General features: G+C 35.6%; 18 protein-coding genes and 1 riboswitch. Of the genes, 10 read left to right on the top strand and 8 right to left on the bottom strand.

Features of this window, described 5'->3' with window-relative positions; all coding sequences use genetic code 11:
• Position 1 precedes the first annotated feature (1 nt).
• From EO244_RS14250 to EO244_RS14280, 7 genes are all read left to right on the top strand, one after another.
• The gene (locus EO244_RS14250) at positions 2-889 is read left to right on the top strand and encodes a DUF4249 family protein (protein ID WP_129255362.1); all 888 of its coding nucleotides are present in this window, start codon (positions 2-4) and stop codon (positions 887-889) included.
• A 118-nt stretch (positions 890-1,007) separates the two neighbouring features.
• Entirely contained in the window at positions 1,008-1,406 is a 399-nt protein-coding gene (locus EO244_RS14255; protein WP_129255363.1) for a BlaI/MecI/CopY family transcriptional regulator, read from the top strand.
• The gene (locus tag EO244_RS14260; protein WP_129255364.1) at positions 1,393-3,687 is read left to right on the top strand and encodes a M56 family metallopeptidase; all 2,295 of its coding nucleotides are present in this window, start codon (positions 1,393-1,395) and stop codon (positions 3,685-3,687) included. The genes EO244_RS14255 and EO244_RS14260 overlap by 14 nt, the downstream gene beginning before the upstream one ends.
• Before the next feature lie 125 nt (positions 3,688-3,812).
• Entirely contained in the window at positions 3,813-4,169 is a 357-nt protein-coding gene (locus EO244_RS14265; RefSeq protein WP_129255365.1) for an arsenate reductase family protein, read from the top strand.
• A 202-nt stretch (positions 4,170-4,371) separates the two neighbouring features.
• Positions 4,372-5,187 carry a metallophosphoesterase family protein gene (locus tag EO244_RS14270; protein ID WP_129255366.1) on the top strand — a complete coding sequence of 272 codons (816 nt, stop codon included), beginning with the start codon at positions 4,372-4,374 and terminating at the stop codon, positions 5,185-5,187.
• A 34-nt stretch (positions 5,188-5,221) separates the two neighbouring features.
• Positions 5,222-5,821 carry a hypothetical protein gene (locus EO244_RS14275; protein WP_129255367.1) on the top strand — a complete coding sequence of 200 codons (600 nt, stop codon included), beginning with the start codon at positions 5,222-5,224 and terminating at the stop codon, positions 5,819-5,821.
• A gap of 186 nt (positions 5,822-6,007) precedes the next feature.
• On the top strand, positions 6,008-7,021 hold the full coding sequence (locus EO244_RS14280; protein WP_129255368.1) for a tRNA dihydrouridine synthase: 1,014 nt from the start codon (positions 6,008-6,010) through the stop codon (positions 7,019-7,021).
• Between the two features lie 273 nt (positions 7,022-7,294).
• Here the strand turns inward: EO244_RS14280 and EO244_RS14285 are convergent, their stop codons facing one another.
• Entirely contained in the window at positions 7,295-8,452 is a 1,158-nt protein-coding gene (locus EO244_RS14285; RefSeq protein WP_129255369.1) for a twitch domain-containing radical SAM protein, read from the bottom strand.
• A gap of 172 nt (positions 8,453-8,624) precedes the next feature.
• Here EO244_RS14285 and EO244_RS14290 point away from each other — a divergent pair, with 172 nt between their 5' ends.
• Entirely contained in the window at positions 8,625-9,098 is a 474-nt protein-coding gene (locus EO244_RS14290) for a superoxide dismutase [Ni] (protein WP_129255370.1), read from the top strand.
• Between the two features lie 65 nt (positions 9,099-9,163).
• Here the strand turns inward: EO244_RS14290 and EO244_RS14295 are convergent, their stop codons facing one another.
• Together EO244_RS14295 and thiD are read right to left on the bottom strand one after the other, a co-directional pair.
• The gene (locus EO244_RS14295; protein WP_129255371.1) at positions 9,164-9,634 is read right to left on the bottom strand and encodes a YciI family protein; all 471 of its coding nucleotides are present in this window, start codon (positions 9,632-9,634) and stop codon (positions 9,164-9,166) included.
• 61 nt (positions 9,635-9,695) lie between these two features.
• Positions 9,696-10,502: a bifunctional hydroxymethylpyrimidine kinase/phosphomethylpyrimidine kinase gene (thiD, locus tag EO244_RS14300; RefSeq protein WP_129255372.1), complete on the bottom strand. Its 807-nt coding sequence runs from the start codon at positions 10,500-10,502 to the stop codon at positions 9,696-9,698.
• Between the two features lie 88 nt (positions 10,503-10,590).
• Positions 10,591-10,686, bottom strand: a riboswitch (TPP riboswitch).
• A gap of 132 nt (positions 10,687-10,818) precedes the next feature.
• Between thiD and EO244_RS14305 the strand changes: the two genes are divergently transcribed.
• Positions 10,819-11,472: an aspartate kinase gene (locus EO244_RS14305; RefSeq protein ID WP_129255373.1), complete on the top strand. Its 654-nt coding sequence runs from the start codon at positions 10,819-10,821 to the stop codon at positions 11,470-11,472.
• A gap of 73 nt (positions 11,473-11,545) precedes the next feature.
• Here EO244_RS14305 and EO244_RS14310 read toward each other — a convergent pair whose 3' ends face one another.
• The 5 genes from EO244_RS14310 to cobT (EO244_RS14330) all read right to left on the bottom strand — a co-directional run bounded on the left by EO244_RS14310 (position 11,546) and on the right by cobT (EO244_RS14330) (position 16,295).
• The gene (locus EO244_RS14310) at positions 11,546-12,277 is read right to left on the bottom strand and encodes a tetratricopeptide repeat protein (protein WP_129255374.1); all 732 of its coding nucleotides are present in this window, start codon (positions 12,275-12,277) and stop codon (positions 11,546-11,548) included.
• 253 nt (positions 12,278-12,530) lie between these two features.
• Positions 12,531-13,061: an alpha-ribazole phosphatase gene (cobC, locus tag EO244_RS14315; RefSeq protein WP_129255375.1), complete on the bottom strand. Its 531-nt coding sequence runs from the start codon at positions 13,059-13,061 to the stop codon at positions 12,531-12,533.
• A 113-nt stretch (positions 13,062-13,174) separates the two neighbouring features.
• A complete protein-coding gene (locus tag EO244_RS14320; RefSeq protein WP_129255376.1) occupies positions 13,175-13,933 on the bottom strand; it encodes an adenosylcobinamide-GDP ribazoletransferase in 759 nt (252 codons plus the stop codon).
• A gap of 77 nt (positions 13,934-14,010) precedes the next feature.
• Positions 14,011-15,048, bottom strand: a complete 1,038-nt coding sequence (cobT, locus tag EO244_RS14325; RefSeq protein ID WP_129255377.1) for a nicotinate-nucleotide--dimethylbenzimidazole phosphoribosyltransferase — start codon at positions 15,046-15,048, stop codon at positions 14,011-14,013.
• A gap of 188 nt (positions 15,049-15,236) precedes the next feature.
• Positions 15,237-16,295 (bottom strand): nicotinate-nucleotide--dimethylbenzimidazole phosphoribosyltransferase, encoded by a 1,059-nt coding sequence (cobT, locus tag EO244_RS14330; protein ID WP_129255378.1) that lies wholly within the window; start codon positions 16,293-16,295, stop codon positions 15,237-15,239.
• Between the two features lie 1,287 nt (positions 16,296-17,582).
• Between cobT (EO244_RS14330) and EO244_RS14335 the strand changes: the two genes are divergently transcribed.
• Positions 17,583-19,409 (top strand): pentapeptide repeat-containing protein, encoded by a 1,827-nt coding sequence (locus tag EO244_RS14335; RefSeq protein WP_129255379.1) that lies wholly within the window; start codon positions 17,583-17,585, stop codon positions 19,407-19,409.
• Positions 19,410-19,811 lie beyond the last annotated feature (402 nt).

Genomic DNA, 19,811 nt, shown 5'->3' on the forward strand with positions numbered 1-19,811 from the left:
AATGAGAAACTATTTATACAGCATTGTTTTATGCATTTTTATACTCAGTTCCTGTGAGGAAAACCTGGATTTGGCTTTGAAAAATCAGTCACCAATATTGGTTCTTAATGCCTTGGCTGGAAAAGATAGTCTGGTTAGGGTGAATGTTTCCCGAACCTATAATTTAAAGGAAGACAAAACTAATCAGACTCTTAATGGAGCAACTGTTGAGTTGTATAACGAAAATAAGCTGTTAGGGAGTCTACAAGCACTCAATGATGGCTGGTATCAGTTGGATGCAAGTTTTGAATCAGAAAAAGAATATGAGATTATTGTCAGGCATCCAGACTACAATGCAATTCACAGTAAAACTCTTATCCCGCTAAGTACGCCTATTGTTGATGTAATATTAGAGAAAGAAGATTCAAATCGTCAATATTACAGTCTTAAATTCGATGATAAAGAAGCAAGTCAAGACTACTATATGATTTTGCTCAAAGGAATTTCTTTATATGAGACTAATGGCGAAAGCTATACGTATTCAACTGATATTAATTATTATAGTGATGATGTTGTTTTCAATGGTAACTTATTGGAAAACGCAACTGATCTGGAACAACAATATTTGTTAGGGAGTAAAACTTTTTCGGATTATAGTTTCAATGGTCAGCAGACAAAGATTTCCTTTTTTGTTGAAAAAACAAGTAATTGGTCCGATTTTGCAGAACTGAAAGTTCTGCTTTACCACGTAAATAAGGATTATTACGCTTTCGAGCGTTCAAAGAATATGATTGAAAATCGCAAGAATTTTGCCTTCTATAAAAAAATCAATCTGCATTCGAATGTTGTATCAGGTTCCGGTATCTTTGCCGGATATGCCGTAAGTACGATGAATATCAAACTCCCCTAGTCGCTTTAAAAATTATTTTTTTAGTCTATTACGAAAAAAATCGTAGTATGATTTTGAATTACGACAAGTATCGTATATCTTTGATACGAAACAAATCGTAGTACAGATTCACCACAATATGAAACCACAGAAGATTAAGCCAACCGAAGCTGAATTAGAAATTTTACAGATATTATGGACTTACGGTCCTTCAACTGTTCGTTTTGTTAATGATAAGCTTAAAAGTGAGCGAAATGTGGGATACACAACCACCCTTAAAGTGATGCAGATTATGACTGAGAAAGGCATGCTGGATCGTTATAAGGATGCACGTACCCATATTTATTCTGCTCTGGTTGAAGAAAAAGCGACAAAGAATCAGTTGCTTGATAAATTTGTGAGTACACTTTTTGGTGGATCGGCATCAGGTATGGTTTTACAAGCTCTTGGAAATCATAAATGTAGTACCGAAGAACTCGAAGAGATAAAGAAATTGATTGAATGTATTGAAAAACAAGCCGATCATGAATCTAAGTAATTTAAATATTCATAGTTTGTCAGAAGCTTTAGCATGGACTCTCCTCCACTCTATTTGGCAAGCAGCTTTAATAGCAGGAATCATAGCCCTGGCATTTCGATTTCTTGATAAAAATAATGCCCGATTACGATATGCAATGGCTAGTTTGGGCATGTTATTTATTTTTGTATTTGCAATTCTGACATTCATCTCAACACTACCTGAAAAGACATTAATTACTAAGCTCAATCTTTCTAATCTCGATCAAGAGCTTGTTTCAGGTAATCAAAGTTTTGTCATGTCTTGGGCTTGGTTTAAAAGCCTTTTGCCTACTAATATTCTGTTTCCCATTCTTTTAAGAACCTGGCTGATTGGAGTCGCTCTTCTTTCATTGAAAATGGTAATGAATTACATAACAGCTCTACGATTAAGAAAGCATAAGGCCTTTCAGTTAAATGAGAAGCATATGCTTTTAGCATCCGGTTTAGTCGAGCGTTTTAATATAAAGAAAAAGGTTATATTCAGAGAATCGGCATCTATAGATTCTCCCTCTTTAATCGGTTATTTTAAACCCGTAATCCTTCTACCCATAATTTTAATAAGTGGGATTCCTGATAATCAACTTGAAATTATAATTGCTCATGAATTGGCCCATATTCGTCGTCACGACTATTTGGTTCAGTTTATACAAGGCATAATCGAAATACTATTTTTCTATCATCCTATGGTATGGTGGCTGTCTTCTGTGGTTAATACCGAAAGAGAACACATTTGTGATGATCTGGCGGTAAAGGTTTGTGGTGAATCCTTAACCCTTATTAAAGCCTTAAATAATATGGAAAGTATCAGAAAAAAGAAACCTGAATTGGTATTGAGTTTTTCAGGTAAAAAAGCGAACCTCTTGAATAGAGTTCGAAGAATTGTGAATCCTAAAACGGATATCCATCCTGTTTTGGAACGTGGTCTGATGAGTGCTTTATTTGTATTTGCACTGTTTGGTATGATTCTATTTTCAAATCTGGCAAATTCTGAAAATCAAGTTAAAGCTCAAGGTGCAATAAATTTAAGTTTGGTTGATCTTGACAACAACCCGTTCGGGCAAGTTGCTCCTGTTCATTTGGAACAAAAAAAGAAGACTGATAGCCTGACAGCTCCGGAAAAGGTTCAAACTATTGCAAAGCCTTCCCTAGCTGAAATCCCAAGTCTTCCTGAGTCTCCTGCATTGCCAGAAGTTCCCGAAGCACCTGAATTGAATAGTGCTTTACAGGATACTATAATTAAGATGGATGAATTAAGTAAAACTCAGAAAGAAGCTTTGAAAGATGCACTTAAAGAGTTGGAATCTGTGAAAATTGAGATAAGTGAAGAGAGTTTGAAAGAACTTAAAGAGGGCTTGAAGGAATTGGAATCAATTGATATTAATATTAAGAAAGAACTCATTGAGGCTGAAGCTGAGATGGAAAGAGAATTAAAGAATCTCGGAGAAGAGCATCAAAAAATATCATTTAAAGATATTGATGAGAATTCAAACCTGAGTCAAACAGAAAAGGATGAATTAAAAGCAAAGATAAAATCGTCTTTGGAAAGGATTAATTCTGAAGAATTCCGTCAGGAAATTCGTGAAAACCTGGAACGCAGTAAAGAAAGTATTCAGCGTCAACTGGAGAAGATAAAATCCGGTGAGTTTAAAAGAACTTTAGAAGCTCAAAAAGAAAAGATCAGGGAAATGATCAAAAAGTTTGAATCTCCAGAGTTTCAGCAAAACTTGAAGGATAATATTGAAAAGAGTCGTATACATATTGAAAAATGTCTAAAGAATAATGAAGGTAAAAAGATTAAATTGAAGATTGATTCAACTAATATGCCTCTTTGTATTCTTGATGGGATTGAAATTAGTCAGAACGAATTGAATAAGATTGATTCGGATGTGATAGAATCCATTAACGTTTTAAAAGATAAAACAGAAACGAGTATTTATGGTGAGAAGGGAAAAAATGGTGTTATCCTGATTGACTCCAAAAATATGAGGCGCTCAAAGGACAGGTCGAAAAATAGCAAGACAATTAAAATAAATGGAAAGACCAAGAATCCCCCACTCTATATCATCGATGGTGTTAAAATGAACAAACACATGAAAATAACCGATATTGACCCTAGTGATATTGAATCGATTAATGTTTTGAAAGATAAATCCGCTATTGAGAAATATGGTAAAAAAGCAAAAAATGGTGTCATTGAAATTACAACAAAAAATGATCGTATAAAGAATTTTAATGAATATATGAAGTCAAAAAAAGACTAATCAAATATTTAACGAATTAAAAAAAAACGATTCCTTGGGGTCGTTTTTTTTGTATTCTGACCTAAACCTTTTATAGTTGAATTTAAAATTTAATTAGCTTTGAGTCTCATAAAATAAACACAATCATGACAAATAAAATCTATTACCTATCCACCTGCTCTACTTGCCAAAGAATTATGAAAGAACTTGGCATCGATGATAAATTCGAACAGCAGGATATTAAAATCGAAAATATAAGCGAATCTGATTTAAAGGTGTTTGCTAATCAGGCTGGTTCTTATGAAGCCTTATTCAGCAAACGCGCCATGAAATATAAGTCTTTGGGACTTAAAGAAAAGAATTTATCCGAGGACGATTACAAACAGTTGATGCTTGATGAATATACCTTCTTGAAACGTCCGTTTATTCTCATAGATGGAGAAGCTTTTGTGGGAAATTCGAAGAAAACCGTAGAGGCTGCAAAAGCCAAACTGGGTTTGTAACAAATCTTATTTTATTTTCAAACAGTCCTGTTGCTATTTCAGCTTCAGGACTTTTTTGTTTGAAAACGTTTGCTATTTCAACCAATTGTTTTTGTTAGTTAATTAATGTTATAAAGGGAGACAGAACTCATAAAATTCTTATTTTCGCTAGCCTTTCTTAATATGGATAATGAAAAGATCCAAAACACACGATTAAATAAAAATGCGACGAAGAGAGTTTGTGAAAATGTCTGGCATCTTAGGAATGTTGACACTAACTGGTGTATTGCCAGCCTGTAATCTGCCTTTTGAATACAGTCCCTATGATATCATTGTTGAAAAGGAGTTTCGGGATTTAACAGCTAAAAATCTAGCCAAGCTTAAAGCTATTGATGCTGGGAAATCGTCTTTAAAAATTGCTCTTATTTCAGATACCCATACATTTTACGATGAATTTGAAGAGGCGGTTAAAGCTTTAAATGCCCGAGATGATATTGATTTTGTGATTCATGCAGGAGACCTGACTTTAAGTGCACTACATAAAGAATACACCTGGTTTAACGAAATAATGTCTAAGCTTAACAAACCTTTTATCACAGTTATTGGTAACCACGATTATCTGTCTAATGGGAAAGCAATTTATGAAAAGTCATTCGGACCAGGCAATTACACATTTACATTCAGAGGGTGCAAATTTGTGATGTTTGATAATAATATTTGGGAGAACAAGAATAATGATCCTGAATTTGATTGGTTTAAGGCCAATTTGGAAAATGATGGCGATTACAATTTTGTTATTCCGGTTTCCCATATTCCACCTTGGGCGGATCAGTACAACTATGGAAATGAACATGTGTTTAATGAAATGATGGAGGAAAATGATATTCAGCTGTCTCTGCATGGGCATACCCATAGTTTCTATCATGGTAAGCGATACGATCAAGTGGATTATTTGGTTGTTGGGGATATTGCTGATAAAGCTTATGCGATCATCTCGATAGATGAAGATTCGTACAGTATAGAGAAAGTGTCTTTTTAATTTGAATGTTGATGTTGGAATAATTGAAAAGGAAATGATTAAAAAAATTGGAATAAGCATTCTTGTTTTCACCCTTTTATCGTTGAATTTAAAGGGGACTGAAAATGAGAAAATTAAAAACGATACTCTAAAACGAAAATGGTATATTCCCAGAGCAGCAAAGATTCAACATGCAGGTAATATCGGTTTTATGTCCCTTGGTGCAACCTATTATCTGGTTGACGACTGGTACCAGTTATCCATCATGTACGGTATGGCTACCGATCATACAGATGCCAAAACCCTTAATACATTAGCCTTTAAGAATACATTTCATATTAAGAAATTTTATTATAAAGACTTTATTCTGAGCCCTATGGCAGGTTTAAGTATTAATTTAGGATCGACACATAATACATATCGGAAATTACCTGATTATTTTCCTGATAAGTACTATTTTCAGAATAAAATTCATTTCGCTCCATTTGTTGGAGCAACGATTTATCATCCACTACCCTATAAAACGATTAAAGGCATCGACTTCTATTTTGAAATGGGGACTATGGATAATTATCTACTTGAGGCTATTCGAACAGATTACGTCAAGTATAGTGACATATGGAATCTAGCTTTAGGGCTTTCCTTCTATTTTTAGATTCGAAGAAATCTGATTCTTTAATAGAAATAATATTAGGCTTCACTCAATCAAAAAGGAGTTTTTAAGATATAAGGCCTTATTTGCCGTAGTTCTTGTGACTAAGATGCAAATAGGGCTTTTTTTGTTTGGCATGTCAAAAAAAAGTTTTAGTTTCGCAATGTTTATTAATTCTAAATAAGAGTAATGCAAACTAATTTTTGGCACGAGCAAAAAGCTCCCTCCTTTTCATTGGCTCCCATGGAAGATGTTACAGATACAGTCTTTCGTGAGATGATTCTGAAAAACTCAGAACAAGATCGCTTACATCTTTTGTTTTCTGAGTTTACTTCAACGGATGGGATGTGTCATGAAATTGGTCATGATAAGGTAAAACATCGTCTTCAAATTAATCAAAGTGAGAAATTACTCTTGAAAGAAAAGTCGGTGAAGCTCATTGCTCAAATTTGGGGAAAAGATCCGGAAAAATATTACAAGACAGCTCAGTATATTGCTCAGGAAACTGATTTTGTCGGGATTGATATCAATATGGGCTGCCCCGTAAAGAATGTTGTCAAATCGGGTTGTTGTTCAGCACTGATACAAGATCCTGAATTGGCAAAAGATATTATTTTAGCGACTCGTGAGGGTTCTGATCTGCCATTGAGTGTCAAAACACGAATAGGATTCAAAGAAGTAGTCACAAACTCCTGGATCTCTCATTTACTGGGAATGCCGATTGATGCTCTCATTGTTCATGGTCGTATTCAAAAACAAATGTCAGATGGCTTAGCTGATTGGGACGAAATAGCCAAAGCCGTTCAATTACGAAATGAAATTGCGCCTCAGATAAAGTTGATAGGTAATGGTGATGTTTTATCATATCAGGAAGGTTTAGATAAAGTGAATCAGTTTGGTGTGGATGGGGTCATGATTGGTCGTGGCATTTTTAAAAATCCCTGGTTGTTTAGTCCGGGTTTATCTGAAGTTGATGAAGAGCGAAAATTGAATATGCTTTGGGAGCATACCGATTTATACGAAAGAACATGGCAGGGAAATAAGAATTTTGCAATTCTTAAACGTTTCTTCAAAATCTATTGCAAAGAGTTTCATGGCGCGGCAAAATTGTGTCATCAGCTGATGCAAACTTCTTCGGCTAAAGAAGTGAAGGAAGCCTTAGATTTCCACAAACAAAATATCCAACTGGAAGAATTGGTTTAAGCATTTCAAATCTTCAGTAAGATTTGATTAAAATTACCCGAGAATCCCATCTGAGAATTGAATATTTATTGGCATGATGTCCCCTAGTTCAATATAGCTTTAAATTAGGGGGCTCTAAAGGCTTTTATGTTTATGTAAGCTGCTGTTTATGGGGTTTTTATCATTATTTATTGTGGTTCGAAATTTCTGTTAAACTAGATAAAATGAATAAAATGGGTATTTAAAGATCAAATGATGGTCTCAAATCAGGCATTTGAAATTTGAGTGTTTGGTTTAAATTCCCAACACTGTTTTTAATTCTTCTGACGATTCTTCACGAAGCTTATCGAAAAGTTCCGTCTCCTTTAAAAACATGCTCCAATGTTGATTTAAATCTTCGGCTTGCATATACGTAATGCATTCTTCAAATTGTTTTAAAACAAACTGAGGAATCGAATTTTTATTAGCCCACTGATAAAATGCTTCAAATGATTTCGCAATTGTATTCTTAATGTGTGAAGGAATAGCCTTAGTGTTATAATAATAAGGTCGTTCCAGAATATTGATATAGAAGTCTTCTTTTCGAATCACATCCTGTTCCAAACAGGTTTTGTATAATTCAGGCAGGTTGGCAATGGATAAAATAGAAATGGTTGGGGCAATTTTGAATTTAATGTGCGACAATTCTCTGATTGCTTCTCTGTTTTCTATAAATTTTGTCCAATTAAATCCCTTTCGGATATATTCGCCCAATTTCCCATGAGCATCTATGCTTGCCAGAATCTCAACATGTTCAAACTGCTTCCAATAATCCAGAATCCGATGACCTTTGAATTCCAAAACAGAAAAATTAGTGTTATATCTCAAGCGAAGTTTAGTGTGTTTATTCTCAATTAAATAGTGTAGAAGCGCATAATGCTCTTCACTCATTAGGGGCTCTCCTCCTGCAAAATAAATTTCTTCTGCTTGAAAAAGGGCTTCACCGGTTTCTGAAATAAAGTTTTCAAAATCGTTGATATTCTTTAGCAAAGCCGATTGTCCCAAACTGCGTTTTAGTTGTTTGGCTTCGGGAAACCAGGATGAGCTGGCACCATGCCAGCAGGTGCGACAAGCAAAATTACACGCGTTTGAGAAGCGAATATCAAAATAAATGGGTTGGTAAATGGCTTCGTACCCTTTGAATGTCGGAAAACGTTCATGTGTTTCTTGTCTGATGCTCTTTCCTCCTGCCTCTTCGAGTTTTAAACAAACAGCACACCGTGGGTCAGATTCTCCTTTTTTAAATTTTTCCCTTAGCTTATTGATGGCTTCACCCTGCCAAATTTCATTGAAAGCTTGCTTGTTGCAATTTCCGTATGGGATATTGGCTACACAACAGGCTTTTACATTTCCTGCATTGCCTACATGGTAATGAATAAAGGGCATTAAACAAAAAGGACGTTCTGGATTCATATTGCAAATATAATCGAATTGCTTTTTCCTCTTTAGGTTTTGATCCCCTATTTTGGTTTGTTTCACCTATTAAATAAATACAGTTTTGTCTTTATTTAAGCTTCATAATATTTTCAGGTCTCATCTATTTAGATTAATTTTAATTAAACTTTTTAAATAAAAATTATTCATTATGAAAAAGATAAAAGTATTGGCTCTTGTTTGCCTTATGTTTGCAGGGTTTGGCACGATTAAAAGCTATGCCCATTGTGAAATTCCTTGCGGTATTTATGATGATGCTGCCAGAGTTAAAATGATGTATGAGCATATTCAAACCATCGAAAAGAGTATGAAAATGATTGTTGAGCTTTCTGCTGCAGAAAAACCGGACTACAATCAATTGGTTCGTTGGGTTAATAATAAAGAAGAGCATGCTAAGAAATTACAGGAAATAGCGACTCAGTATTTTATGTTTCAACGTGTTAAGTTGAGTGACGATCCGGTAATGAAAGCAAAAAATATGAAACAACTTGAATTGCTGCATAAAATATGTGTCTATGCAATGAAAGCCAAGCAGAGTACAAATTTGGAAGTGATTAAAAACCTGAATGATACGGTTCATGATTTCGATCATGCATATTTTAGCAAAGACGAACACAAGCATTAGTCATCAATATAAAAAACCTCTTCACATTCATGAAGAGGTTTTTCTATATTTAGATAAACACTTTCTTATTCAGCGATTGATTTCTTAGTTAATTGATTATGAATAGCATTAACTTCTTTAACTGCTGCAGAACCATACCAGGGGTGTAATTCCATAATTAATCGGCCTGCTTTAACGGCTGGATCACTTTCTGTCAAACGCCTGGCTTCTTCCAAGCTTTCGACATTAAAAATATAGATGCCTCTAATATCACCATCGTCCATAAAAGGGCCGGCAAGAACAAGGGTTCCCTCCTCAGCCATTTTCATGATATTTTTTAGATGAGCCTTTTGTAATTGTGCAGCAGTAATTGAATCCTGATTTCTATTGGGACCTCTTTTTAAAAATGCCATGACATACTGACTCATACCATATTGATCCGCCTTCAGTTTGAGTGCAAGTTCCTGATTATATTCTCTTTTATGCGGTGTTTCCTGACAGGCAGATAAAGAAATTCCTACAATGCATAGAAATAAAATTGAGTATAAAGTCTTCATTTTTATGATTTTAAATTGTAGTTATAAGATAAGAAAAACATTTTAACTTATCCTCAAGCAGCTATTTCCAATACTGGTGAAAGTGATGCACTGGCCCATGGCCTTTCCCAATTTTATAATCTCGCCCTTCTTGTATTGAATTTGTGATATAATGCTTAGCCTGTTGAGCTGATTCTGATATGGTATAGCCTCTTGCCAAAAATGATGCAAAAGCAGAAGATAAGCAGCAACCTGTTCCGTGCGTGTTTTGTGTTTCAATTCTTTTCGACTTCAAATCATGACTTTCTGATGTTTCAAAATCGTATAAAACATCGATTAAATCGTCTCCGCTTAAATGACCCGCTTTTAATAAAACAGAAAGCTGATATTTTTGAGCTAACTCTTTGGCAACACTTCTAAATTCAGTTTGTTTTTCAATTTTTCGACCCAGTAATATTTCTGCTTCTGGCAGATTGGGTGTGATGATTCTAACCTTAGGAAATAAAATTGTTTTTAGATTATTGATAGCTTCATTTAAAAGTAATGGATTCCCCGAGGTCGATACCATTACCGGATCAAGAACAATATTTTTGATTTGATATTTATCAAGGCAATCAGCTACAATTTGTATGATTTCAGAAGAATGCAACATCCCAATCTTAATGGCATCGGTTCCAATATCATCGAGAACGGCCTCAATTTGTGATTTAACGGTTAAAGGTGGTATTGGGTGAATAGCCGTAACACCAAGCGTATTTTGTGCTGTAATAGCGGTTATGGCTGAACTGGCATAGCATTGGCAAGCCGAAATCGTCTTTATATCAGCTTGTATACCAGCTCCTCCACCGGAATCACTCCCTGCAATGGTGAGTACTTTATTGTATTTCATGTCTTAGTTCAATTTAGGTTTAGGAACTATTCAGACATAAATGTTGTTGTGGGATAGAAAATACAAGATAAGAGCCTGTATAAAAGCTCTTAAAATGAATTCGTTTTCCTACGCTGCTATTATGCATGTCAGGTTCCAGGGTTTTATCTCAGCCTGATAAAATCAAGCACCCCTAACGGTATGACAAATATATTCTTTTTATGATTAAATCTATAAAATGCTATCACATTCAATTATTTCAATAAAATTGAATTCTTATGGAAAATCCGTGTGAAAATTTAAACAATATGTCTATTTTTGAGAAAAATATATACATATGCTAAGTATTTCTCAGATCGTAGAAAAAATCATTGCACATCAGCCTTTTCTTGCTGAAGCTTTGGTTGAGGGATTAATCAATGTTTCCTCATTGGCTCGAAAAATTCAGCCCGAGGTGGAACAACATTTTGGAGACCAGGTGAAAAGTGGCGCAATCGTTATGTCGATCAATAGACTGATTCCTAAAATGAAAGGTAAAATTTCTCATCTTGGAGCAGAAGTGGTTGTTCGGGATATAATTGTTCGTTCACAATTAGTGGATTACACCTATAAAAATTCAAGTATGCTGATTGAAAGGCATACAGATTTGTTAAGGGCTATTGGTCCCAATCGGGAATTTTTCTATACAATGGTTCAGGGGGTTTTTGAATCGAATTTAGTTGTTAGTCAATCCTTAGCTGATCAGGTTGAAACTATTTTTAAGGAAGAAAGCATGTTGAGTAAAAGTGGGCGTCTTTCTGCTGTGACCCTTAAATTACCGGATGTGAATGCGCAACAGGCCGGTTTCTATTACCACATTCTTAAAAGTATTGCCTGGGCTGGGATTAATATTCGTGAGGTGATATCTACCACTAATGAATTTACGATTGTGGTAAACGATGATGCAATTGATAAAACCTTCTCCGTTCTGAAGAATTTGGGACAAAGCTAGACTATAGAGATTGATACAAGACAAAAAAAGGGATGCCCAAAGCATCCCTTTAATATTTTGAAGTGATTGTCGTTTACAATACAGCTTTAACTTCTTTCAATAAAGAGTCAACATCTTCTCTGGCTGGAGCAAGAGTTTTCGCTTTAGTGTACTGATCAACAGCTTTTTTGTAGAATGATTTTGCTTTTGCAATTTCAGCAGCAAACTTCTCTTTTTCAGTATTTGCTAATGGATTGGCTGCAGCTTGAATTTTAGCACCTTCTCCAAAGTATAAAGAACCAAGGCTAACGATAGCATCTGTTTTCATTGAAGACTTCACTTCGATAGCATTTTTGTATGCAGCTTCAGCTTCGTCAAATTTAGAAGCTTTTTGAGCTTTTTGTCCTTCAATTAGGTAATACGTAGCTAAGGTTTTAGTCAATTTTGCATTTTTAGCAGGAACAGCAGCAATACCAGCTTTTAAGGTTGCAACCATCTCGTCATATTTGTTAAGTTTTTTAAGAGCATTTGCTTTGCTTAAATATGAACTTGACAATTTATATTTAGCTGCTATTGTTTTGTCAAAATAAATAACCGCTTTAGCGTAATCTTTTACTTTTGAAGCTGCATATCCAACATTGTAAACAGTTTTGATATCATCTGCTGCTTCAGGTAATCTTAGGTAGTTTTCTAAATGAACGATAGCTGCTTTGTAATCTTTAGCCTTTAGTGCGGCGTTTCCGTCATTTTTTAATTGAACAGCATCCTGAGCAAATGCACCTAAAACACTTATACATACAACTAGGGTAAGAAATAACTTTTTCATATTCGTAATTTGGTTTAAATTTTAGATCTGGGCCACAAAACAATATTAACTCAACTTAAAAGAAATTAAAAGTGTTTTGTATTCCGATCGATGTCACTTATGTTATTAATTTTTGTTCTCGTTTTTCAAAAACAAGCCTAAAAATAACGATTTCATTAAATAATCAAATAAAATTGATTAAAAAATTGTTAAAAGAAACTTGTCGCCTGATGAGTATTCCCACATAATCAGACTTTAAGGTTAAAAAGAACTTCTAGAATTCTAATTGAACCAGTTCTCCAAATCCTGCCGGTGCTTCGTTAAAAGCTTCTTTCAACTGGATATTCTTATGTATTGCCTGAAGGGTTCTGATTACTCCTCCATGAGTTACAATTGCAATATCTTGCTGCTCTAACTTTTTTAAGTCTTCTAAAAACTTTACCACACGCTCGTGAAGCATTACAAAAGATTCACCATTGGAACATTTTTTATTCACGAAGTCTTCCATCCATTTATCCAGAAAAGGATCTTGAATCTCGTCCCAGGCCTTGCCTTCCCAATCTCCAAAATTCAGTTCCATCAATCGATCATCGAATGTTACAGCTTCGCCAAACAAGTCTGTTGCAAGCGTTTTTGCACGTGTGAGTGGACTCGAATAATAAGCGTCAAACTTCAAATCATCAATATTCTTTTTAATTGCTTCCAGTTCTTCAGGGTAAGTCTCAAGCAATTCAACGTCTTTTTGTCCGTAACAAACACCTGGTTTTACATTAACCTTTGTGTGTCTTATTAAGTGAAGTATCATATTTGTTTTGTTTCTTTTGAATGAATAGACAAAAATAGTAATATGAAATGAATTGTAGCAAAAAAGCCACCTGTTGAAGTGGCTTTAATCTGTTATTTTATTTCTTACAACAATTACATGTGGACTGAAATGATATAAATACTCAAATAAATTACAATTTCAACCACCTGCTGTGTGGCTCCAATGCAGTCGCCTGTATAGCCGCCAATCCATTTTTGAAAGAAGCGTCCCAAAAGGTATTTGGCTAAAAAAGCCGGGATAATGATCAGGAAATATTTGACATCCTGTAAAAGGAGAATGGGTAAAAGCCCCGTAAGCCATAAAAAGATTTGATTTCCCCGACTTAGCTTGTGGGCATAATCTTTAGCTTTTGAATTATCCACACGAGCATACTCGTGACTATTGACCAAACTGCCGGCAAGGGTTCTGCTTAGTGAATGGGCCACAATTAAAACCACGGGTAATGAACTTGCTGAAATGGCTTCCATACCAAAGAAACGAGCCAGAACAACAAATAAAATACCCGAAATGCCAAAAGCGCCCACCAAAGAATCTTTCATGATCTCAAGAATACGCTCCTTGGTCCAACCCCCTCCAAAACCATCGCAAACATCCATAAATCCGTCTTCGTGTAAAGCACCCGTAAATAAAACGGTAAACACCATGCTTAAAATAAGGGAAATATGGAAAGGCAAAAGCCAATGAGCCAATACGAAGACCAAAGCACTCAAACCACCAATAATAATGCCCGAAAGGGAAAAATACTTAACTGCTTCGTGTTGATAGGCTTTTTCAAATTTAGCCCATCCTGGGAAAGGAATTCGTGTGAAAAAGGAAAGTGCTGTGAAGAAGATATTGAGTTCTCTAAACATAGAAAGTAGATTGGCAATTAACAATTAGTGATAGAAACAGATCTAAAACTAATTGTTAATCACTCATTGTAAATTAATTATTCGGCATTACTCACACCAGCTTCATCGAAACTAGCCATTTCGTTTAGGAAATTGACTGCCGATTGAATCAATGGAAAAGCAACAGCAGCACCTGTACCCTCGCCTAAACGCATGCCCATATCCAATAGTGGTTTTGCTTTAAGCTGATCGAGCATTAACTGATGCCCTTTTTCTTGTGACTTATGTGTGAAAATACAATAGTCTAAAATATTAGGATTCATTTTAGAGGCCGCTAATAAAGCGGAAGTAATAATGAAGCCATCTACCATGATACACATCTTCAGCTCAGCAGCCTTGAGCATGGCACCTGCTATCATCACAATTTCGAAGCCGCCAAAGTAAGTTAATACCTCTTCAGCTGTGTTGCCACCTCTGTATTTTGAAAGGGCACGACCCAGAATTTCATATTTACGTTGTAGTCCTTCGTCATCCCATCCGGTACCACGGCCAACACAAGCACTCAGCTCAATATTGCTAAGAAGATGGAGAATAATAGCAGCCGAAGATGTATTCGCTATTCCCATTTCTCCAAAACCAATAATATTAGACCCTTCGGAGTGAATGCGTTCGACTAAATCGCCACCCCGTTTCATTGCTTTTTCGAACTCTTCACTGCTCATAGCAGATTCGTTAAGGTAGGATTTGGTTCCATAAGCAATTTTGGCATTCAAAACGCCTGAACTTTTATCAAAATCATAGTTGACACCGGCATCTATAATACGGATATCAATATCGTGCTGTTTGGCAAAAACATTTATGGCTGCACCGCCATTCATAAAATTGGCAACCATCTGCCAGGTCACTTCCTGTGGATAAGGACTCACCCCATCAAGAGCAATACCGTGATCGGCGGCAAAAACCATAATAACCGGTTTTTTTAGTGCCGGACTTAAGGTGTTCTGAATACAACCAATGTGTTTGGCCATCTCCTCCAACTTGCCCAAAGAGCCGAGAGGCTTGGTTTTTAAATCAATTTTATGCTGAAGCGCTTCAGCTTTCTCTGTGTTAAGAGCGCTTATATTGTATTGAATCATAATTCGAATATTTTGAGTGAATTTTGGGTTAAATCAGTATCTAAGGTAGTTATTTTGCTTTAAAATTAGACTTAGCAACAAGGTCATTTTTCACCTTTATTTACTTTTGCCTTACTCTGTTTCGACTCCGCTCAAGGCCCAATGTTGGGCTTATTTCACGTTATACTTTAACCTTTTTTATTTTAAACTTAGTGGCTAGCCGCTTCTTCAACCGCTTCGCTGACGCCGGCTTCCTCGAATGATGCCATTTCATTAAAGTATTGTACGGCTGATTTTACCAGAGGGTAACAAACCATGGCACCGGTGCCTTCTCCCAATCGCATGCCGATGTCCATAATCGGTTCTGCACCCAAATGATTGAGCATACTGATGTGTGCTTTCTCGTTCGATTTGTGGGCATATAAACAGTATTCTAAAACCTTAGGATTGATTTTTGACGCAGCCAATAGTGCCGATGTAATGATAAAACCATCAATTAGAAGTGTCATTTTCAGTTCGGCCGCCTTAAGCATTCCTCCCATAATCATGGCAATTTCAAAACCACCAAAATAGGTCATCACCTCAAGAGCATCATCTGTTTTGCCTGTGTATTTCGACAGACCTTCATTTAAAAGCTCGTATTTGCTCTTCACTCCGGCTTGATCGAGTCCGGTACCACGTCCCACGCAATCTTCAAGAGGAATATTGGCTAAAAGACTTAGGATAAGTGCTGCCGAAGAGGTGTTCCCAATCCCTTTTTCACCGAAAGCAATAAAATTACAGCCTTCCTTATGGCAATCTTCAATAATACCCGCTCCCTTTTCAATGGCCTCCAGGCATTGTTCCTTAGTCATGGCAGACTCAAATCGGTAGTTTTTAGTTCCATAAGCAATCTTACGGTTGATGATATTCAATTCGGGCTCGAAATCGTGATCAACCCCTGCATCAACCACCTTAAAATCGATACCATGCTGACGCGAAAAAACATTAATCGCTGCTCCGCCTTGCATGTAATTGTAAAGCATCTGGTAACTTACCGATTTAGGATAAAAACTCACGCCATCATCTGCAATTCCATGATCACCAGCAAAAACGACTACTGTAGGCTTTTTAATCTCAGGGCTCAAACTGCTCTGTATCTTTGCTATTTTACAAGCAATACGCTCTAAAATTCCCAAAGAACCTAAAGGTTTGGTTTTATTGTTGGTCTTATTTAATATTTTCTCGTCTAGTTCAGTAGACAGGTTTTCTATTTTAAATTCTTGCATAGGTTTAGTGTGTTTTGTAAGGCTTGCAATTTACACAAAATGCGAACTTATACTTGAGAAATTTTAATGCTAGAGAATATATTTTCGATAAGGAACCTGTCATTACGAATGAACCTAAGTGATTGAAGTAATCTCAAAACGAGAGTAGTTAAGTTAATTCGCTACACATCCGGGTCTGCTCTGACGGAATATGAATTTGAGGCTCTCAATAAAACTTAGCTAATAAAATCTAGTCATACCCTGACACGTGCAGCTTGCTTATAATCAGAGCATGACGGTCAATAGATTGAGGGTCTCACTCCCAGTGAAGCTCTCAATAAAACTTAGCTAATAAACCTAGTCATACCCTGACACGTGCAGCTTGCCTAAAGTCAGAGCATGATGGTCTCACTTTTTTGTGAGGCTCTCAATAAAAGTTAGCCAATAAAATCTAGTCATACCCTGACATGTACGGCTTGCTTATAGTCAGAGCATGACACTCAATATTTTGAGGGTCTCACTTTTTTGTGAGGCTCTCAATAAAACTTAGCTAATAAACCTAGTCATACCCTGACACGTGCAGCTTGCTTATAGTCAGAGCATGACATTCAATAGTTTGAGGGTCTCACTCCCAGTGAGGCTCTCAATAAAACTTAGCTAATAAACCTAGTCATACCCTGACATGTACGGCTTGCTTATAGTTAGAGCATGACGGTCAATAGTTTGAGGGTCTCACACCTAGTGAGGCTCTCAATAAAACTTAGCTAATAAACCTAGTCATACCCTGACATGTACGGCTTGCTTATAGTTAGAGCATGACGGTCAATAGTTTGAGGGTCTCACTCCCAGTGAAGCTCTCAATAAAATCTAGTCATACCCTGACACGTGCAGCTTGCCTATAGTCAGAGCATGACATTCAATAGTTTGAGGGTCTCACTCCCAGTGTGGCTCTCAATAAAACTTAGCCAATAAAATCTAGTCATACCCTGACATGTGCAGCTTGCTTATAGTCAGAGCATGACGGTCAATAGTTTGAGGGTCTCACTCCCAGTGAGGCTCTCAATAAAACTTAGCCAATAAAATCTAGTCATACCCTGACATGTGCAGCTTGCCTATAGTCAGAGCATGACGGTCAATAGTTTGAGGGTTTCACTTTTTTTGTGAGGCTCCCAATAAAGCTATAAACAAAATCACGAATCCCTTTCCTAAATAAACAATCTATATTCCTTTATGTTTTTTCTTTTCGTCATCTATTTATCGTTAAATTTGATTGATCAAAAAAAGAAAATATATCAAAACGGTATTTAAATGAATAAAAATGATCTTCTAGGTGAAAGAACTGATATTTCTGACATTAAAGAAATTAAAGGTGAAAATGGCGTTAGTAGATATGAATTGAACACACCTAAAAAAATTATAAACTGGATAAAATATAAGTTTGAACAGCAAGAGATTGATTACGATAAAGAATATAAGCCTTTCTCTTTTTTTAAATATATTGATCTTTCAAACTGTATTATTAGTACCACTACAAATGGCGATAAACCCTCGCTCACTAACTTATGTGATATATTAAAAGAAAATGACAAAGCTGAAAAACTAGATTGTTTCATTAACAATGGTGCTGGTATAGAGAACACCTACTATCATGAGATTAAACTAAGAGTGGTATGCGAAAATAGTTTGATTTACAGTGCTTTCTTCAACCAAACTAAGTTTCATAAGTATGTTAATTTCAAAAATTCAACATTTAATGGGAATGCCTTTTTCAGTGGCTGTTTCTTTGAAGAACATGCAAACTTCCAAAACGCTAAATTTATTCGTAACTCAAATTTTGATAGGTGTATATTTAATAAAGATGTATACTTTAATGAAGCACTATTCAATATACATGAGATCTCTTTTGATAATTCCATCTTTAAAGGTAATTTTCATGGACAGAGCATAGAATTTATAAATGATCCTAGAAGAGATACTCCATTTATAGATTTTAGAAACTCCGAATTTTACAAACAGGTTGATTTGTCCTACAATAATTTTGATCGTGCTTGCTATTTCGGTGATGCTAAGTTTCATAGTAATATTCTCCTACGTAAAACACACTTTGAGGTATCAGTCTGTTTTTATGATACTGAGCTAGAAGGCAATATTTTATTCACAGCCTATCCTGAAGAAGAACAAGAAGAGTTTACTGAGATTACTCCAAATATCATAAATAAAATCACTTTCAGGAGAGCTAAAATATTTGGCAGAATAGACTTTGAAAATTGTAAAATTGATTTACTCGAAGCTAGTTTTGCTAATATTAATAAAGGTGCTTTATTTAGAATTTATGAATCAAATATTAAACGTTTAGATTTTACATCGGTATATAATGACGGTGTTATAATGCTTGAAGATAATCAAGATAATATTGAAGAAATAACCTTTAAAAGTGCTCTAAACACAGGACTCGTTGAAATAGAAGATACTAATGCAAAAACTATTGTAGACAGAAAGACTGCTCGCCTATTGAAGGATTCGGCTAATAAAAGTGGAAATTCAATAGATGGCTTGCATTATAAGGCTAAAGAAATGGCTTTGTACCAAAAAGAACTAATAAGCAAAATTAAACCTAGTTTAGTATTAAAAACTCTATTGCATAACCTACAAGATTCAGTAACAAGAAAAATAATACTGTCAGTATTATTTGCAATCCCAGCTCTAATTATAGTTTTTAGCTCTCATCAAATACTTTTTACCTTAATAGCTTTTATAACTCTCTTAATATTTATATGGACTTCAATCGGTTCATTCTTAAATGAAATGATTGTACTGATGCTAAACACCATTTCGAATAAAAATGGATTAAGCTGGATTCGAGGCGTGCTATTTACACTTACAGTTTGGTTATTGTTCTATGGCGTATTTATTATGAGCCGCGATGGTATTGGAGATGTATTCTTCCTAAGCATCGAAACAAATAGAGAAGGCTTTATTAAATATCTATGGTTACCTAGTGGTATCAATGATCTTTTTATAGATAAGGAAAAGACAATAAGTAACCTTGCTATCTTTATTTTTATACTTGGAAAAATAGTTATCGCTTATGGTATCTATCAAACCATTACTGCCTTTAGAAAGTATAAGAATTAGTCTGTTAAAACAAACCACATCGCCTTCTCCTTTCCCTCAACAAGGTCAGGAACCAGAAGGAGAAATAATATAAGTAATGAAATAGCAATGGGACAGAGTTGCTACATTAATGATGAGATTGCCACGAGCTCGTGCCTCGCTCTCGCAAAGACAGCCCCTATTTGTCATTACGAAGGAGCCCAAGCGAGTGAAGTAATCTCATAATAGTAGAACAAAGGTAGAGTTGCTACATCAACAACTCACCCAGTTTATTGCTCCGTTGCACCCGGGAGGTGTTTGTAATACCCTGAAATAGCTTGACACAAAAAGTCAAGGTAATGGAAAAAAGAAAAGAAGGGATGCTCACCAACGAAATGAGTGGATTTAAACGTGAAAGTATAAATTACAATAACTATGAAATAA

The sequence above is a fragment of the Ancylomarina salipaludis genome (assembly GCF_004122035.1).
Lineage (GTDB): Bacteria > Bacteroidota > Bacteroidia > Bacteroidales > Marinifilaceae > Ancylomarina > Ancylomarina salipaludis.